The 4,049-nt window shown below is 55.5% G+C and carries 4 protein-coding genes; all 4 read right to left on the minus strand.

What is annotated here, in order from left to right; all coding sequences use genetic code 11:
• Positions 1–425: 425 nt before the first annotated feature.
• Positions 426–1,832, minus strand: a complete 1,407-nt coding sequence (locus tag AC5DDB_RS29805; RefSeq protein ID WP_491743418.1) for an MBL fold metallo-hydrolase — start codon at positions 1,830–1,832, stop codon at positions 426–428.
• A gap of 35 nt (positions 1,833–1,867) precedes the next feature.
• Positions 1,868–2,317: a protein tyrosine phosphatase family protein gene (locus AC5DDB_RS29810; RefSeq protein ID WP_491743419.1), complete on the minus strand. Its 450-nt coding sequence runs from the start codon at positions 2,315–2,317 to the stop codon at positions 1,868–1,870.
• A gap of 520 nt (positions 2,318–2,837) precedes the next feature.
• A complete protein-coding gene (locus AC5DDB_RS29815) occupies positions 2,838–3,545 on the minus strand; it encodes a DUF302 domain-containing protein (protein ID WP_491743420.1) in 708 nt (235 codons plus the stop codon).
• A gap of 52 nt (positions 3,546–3,597) precedes the next feature.
• Positions 3,598–4,049, minus strand: a 452-nt coding sequence (locus AC5DDB_RS29820) for a cytochrome P450 (RefSeq protein ID WP_491743421.1), incomplete at its 5' end; no start/stop codon positions are given.

The raw sequence follows: 4,049 nt of genomic DNA on the forward strand, positions 1-4,049 counted from the left end.
AGCTCGAAACCGCAACTTGACAACCAAACCAAGGTGGCGATTAGCGAGAAGTGTCGAAATTTTCATCGTTTTCTCCTTGAGAGAGGCTTTTATTCAACGCAGCCAATTCGCTGTCAGGTCAAGCAACGCACATGTCCTAACAGCGCACCGATACCGTCACCAAAACACATTGGTCATTGGACGCAGGGTCGGGAGGTTCATTCGTTATTTCATCTGTCGAGGCGACCTAAGCTGCCGGATTAGAGCAACAAACATAGCAATGAAAAGAACTAGAACCACAACGCCCACCAGTATCCCCAGGGCTCCGAAGCTCATCATCCAGTTCCAGCAGGTGTGCATCATGTCCATCATGGTTTCCTCTCCAAATCAATAATTGCCAAGGCGAGATTGTGTTGTTGAGCTGATGTTCTTGGATTCATCGACTATCACAATGAAACAGATTGGGGTGACCTCGTGGGCAAATTTGCCGCTTTCCAAGCGGATATGCCGCCGATCACGTTAGTAACATCTTCGAAGCCCTCCCGCCTAAGAAACGAGGAAGCAATCGAGGCCCGATAGCCGGAACCGCACACCACGGCCACCGGCTTGTCCTTGGGAACCTCGCCAAAGCGATCCTGAAGCGTGCCGCCGTGGATGTGCAGAGCACCTTCGATGCGCCCCTCGTCCCATTCCTTGTCCGTGCGAACGTCGAGAATCGTGAGTTGCTTCTCGAGGTCATGCACCGACATCGTGTGCAACGTCGAGAGTTCAAAGCCGGAGGTTTCCCACGAGCCGATGCCGCCTTCGAGATAACCTTGCACGTCGTCGAAGCCGACCCGCAGCAGGTGCGTGACGACCTGTTCGATTTGCGAAGCGTCCTCGGAGATCAGCAAAATCGGACGGTCATAAGGCAGCACCCAGCCCGCCCATGTCGGCAGGTTGTTTCCGAAAGAAATATTGATGGCGTTGGGAATGTGAGCGGCGGCGAACGACTCCTTCGACCGCACGTCCACAATCAGGCAATTCTCGCAGATCCGCTCATAAACCTGCTTGGCACTCCAACGCTGCTGACCGGGAAGCTCTGGACCGATGATCGTCGGGCCATCCTTATTGACCCGTTTCATGCGTTTGAAGTACGGTGGCGAGAGCGGCGTTTCATTGAGCAGGTGCTTCACCCACTGCTCTTCGGGCTTCTCTTGCAGAGATGGGTTGTACCGCCGCTCGTAGCCGACCGTAGACGACCGTCGAGAACCGATGGCTTTCCCGCACAGCGAACCGGCTCCGTGGGCCGGAAAGACCTCAGTGATGTCGGGCAGATCATCGAGACGCTGAAAGACACTCTCGTAGAGTTGATGAGCAAGCGCTTGCTTTTCCTCCTCGCCGAGCAGGTCGGGGCGACCGACATCCCCCACGAACAGAAAGTCTCCGCTGAACATCAGCCACGGCGTTTCCTCGCTGCGGGATGTGTCGAACAGGGTGACGGCGATGTGCTCCGGCGTGTGGCCGGGAACGTGCTGAAAGCCGAACCGCACATCGCCCATCTGGATCGTGTCGCCTTCCTTCACGTACTCGTCTGCGAAGGGCTGCATCCAGTCCTTGCCGCCATAACTCGAACAGTGAATGGTCGGCTCGTCATTGAGTCGAGCTTTCAGTTCCCGTGATCCACACACGAAGTCGGCATGAACGTGGGTCTCGATGACGTGCCGGATGTGCAGATCATGATCCTTGGCGAAGGCGATGAAGTCGGAGACATCTCTGGTCGGATCGATGACGGCGGCTTCACCACTTTTCTCGTCACCGACAATGTACGAGGCAATCGCCAACCCCGGTACGAAGCGTTGATGAAACAGCATGTTGCGGCTCCTTACTGTGGATGGGCATTACTAGGTTAATTGGAGTGACTGTCCACATAGTCCTTGACAAACTGCTCCAATTCCGGCTGATCGCACTCGAAGCCCATCTCTTCGGCTTTCTGGAGCGTCTGTTCGCCGGTCATCCCCTGTTCGACCGCCATGTGCATCATCACCATCGCACCCGCCCGCTTGCCGCTCTTGCAGTGAGCGAAGACAGGCTTGGGAAGATTGGGGTACTGGTCTCGAAACTGATCGGCCAGTTCCGGTCCCATCGACTTCATCGATACGGGAATGTTGAGATATTCCATGCCGTTCGCCTGCACCTTGTCTCCCTCGGCAGCGGGGGAGAGCGGCTGCTTGTCTTCGCCCTCCGCACGAAAGTTCACCACTGTCTTGAACCCCTGCTGACTGAGTTGTTGGAGATCGTCTTCGCTCGGCTGAGGACCGACAGTCACTTGGTCGTTGATTTTCATCGTATTCTGCATGGGAACGCTCCTTGATTGAAAAAGAGTCAGCTTGAGTCATGAGCATCCACATCTACATCAGGGGCTTCCACAACATCGTGTGAACAACAAGGACGATCACGACTGAAAACAGTTGTAGCAAACGGTAAGCCAGGAGTCGGCGAGCGATCCACTTGCTCAAGAATCTGCGCGAAGTTCTGGTGCGTCTGCTTGACCGCCACCATACCGATGTTCGCCATGCAGCCGAATCCGTGTCGATCGACATAGGCTCTGATGCTGCAGCCAACACACCGCCAGAACCGGCGGTAGGGCAAGCGACAAAATCCACTTCAGCCGCCGCTGAGCAAGCCGAGGCTCGACGCGCTCGTCGGTTGGAACCGTATGAGCAAGTCGTCGAATTGCATTGCCAGTCCGTCTCATCCCGAAGTGAGAGACGATGTCAAAGTCGCGGCGCGTCGTGAACGAGCAACTCTCGCGGTCGCGAGATCGACCAACGCGCTGGCGGCGGCCACCGAGATGCCCCACTGCTTGCGGAGCTTTTTTAGCGGGGCGGACAGGCCTTTCCGCTCCCCAATGCGCTGCCACAACGGCAACAAACAGGACGATTACCCAGACGATGGTCATTCGCTTGCCTTCTCGCAGAAGCGGAGCGTGCGCACACTTGCGGTCCGGCGAGGTGCAACTCGATTTCCTCAATGCGTTTCAGTGATGCAATCGCAGTGTACGCCTTCGCCAGCACGAAAATCTGGTCACAGCATTGAACCGGGTCGCCCTTGGAGATTGCATCAATGGACTGCAAGATGAGTTCATAGAGACGCTCCTCCACCTGATCCGCGGAGAACTCGGATAAGTCCTTTCGTGGAGGCGTCTTGATCTCGTCTAGCACTTTTTCAATGCGATTACGCATCTCTTCGACTACCGGTCGAAGGTCCTGCCGCTCCGGGATGATCGAGAGGATTTCGGGATCCAGCACGCCGACCTGAGTTCGTTCGCCGGACTGGCGGACGAGAAAAGTGATCGTCAGCAGCAACACAGCTTCGGGTGCGATCTTTAATACCTCCGACGCAAGCTGTGAGTTGTATGCGTTTACTAAGGTGAAAGCCGCCTCCCGCTCATCCTCGCCCTCACTTGCTTTCGGCGCACGGATCTCCGCACTCTGCTTAAAGCCCTGCCGCTTGAGAACCTGTTTGAGATGGCTAACCATCTCTTTCTGCGAAATCTCAACCTCTTGGGTGCGTGTGAACTCCATCGTCAACTCATTAACTCTTGCGGATTGTAAGAGGGAACCAATTTTTCACGGATCACCGGCTTACGTTATGGATGATGAAATGGCTCGTGGGGATTGCCGGCAGCCTGCGCATCTCAATTTGCAAATCTTGTGCCGGCACTTCGTAGGCGCATCCGTTGACAAGCACATCCATTGCCACTTTCATTTGTTCGATGGCAATCCATTCGCCGGGGCAGCGGTGGTTTTCGTAGTGATCACCTCCGCCTTGAGGGATAAACGTGAAGGGGTTGCCGTCCCAATCGCGGAAGCGCTCCGGATCGAACGCGTCTGGTCGATCCCAGATACGCGGATCGTGGTTGGTGCCATAGAGGTCCAATAACACTTTCCGGCCTGACGGAAACTGATAGCCTTGCCACTCGAATGACTCTTTCACCTTCGCTCCGGCAAAGGGAAAAAACGGATAGAAGCGTCGGACTTCTTGCACAAAGCACCAGAGGTCGTCCGCTGAACCGTTCGCAAGTTTTT

The organism is Thalassoroseus sp., assembly GCF_984380535.1.

Coding starts and splice junctions, on each gene's coding strand:
- AC5DDB_RS29805 (WP_491743418.1), bottom strand. CDS start 1,832: ATGCTGTTTCATCAACGCTTCGTACCGGGGTTGGCGATTGCCTCGTAC.
- AC5DDB_RS29810 (WP_491743419.1), bottom strand. CDS start 2,317: ATGCAGAATACGATGAAAATCAACGACCAAGTGACTGTCGGTCCTCAG.
- AC5DDB_RS29815 (WP_491743420.1), bottom strand. CDS start 3,545: ATGGAGTTCACACGCACCCAAGAGGTTGAGATTTCGCAGAAAGAGATG.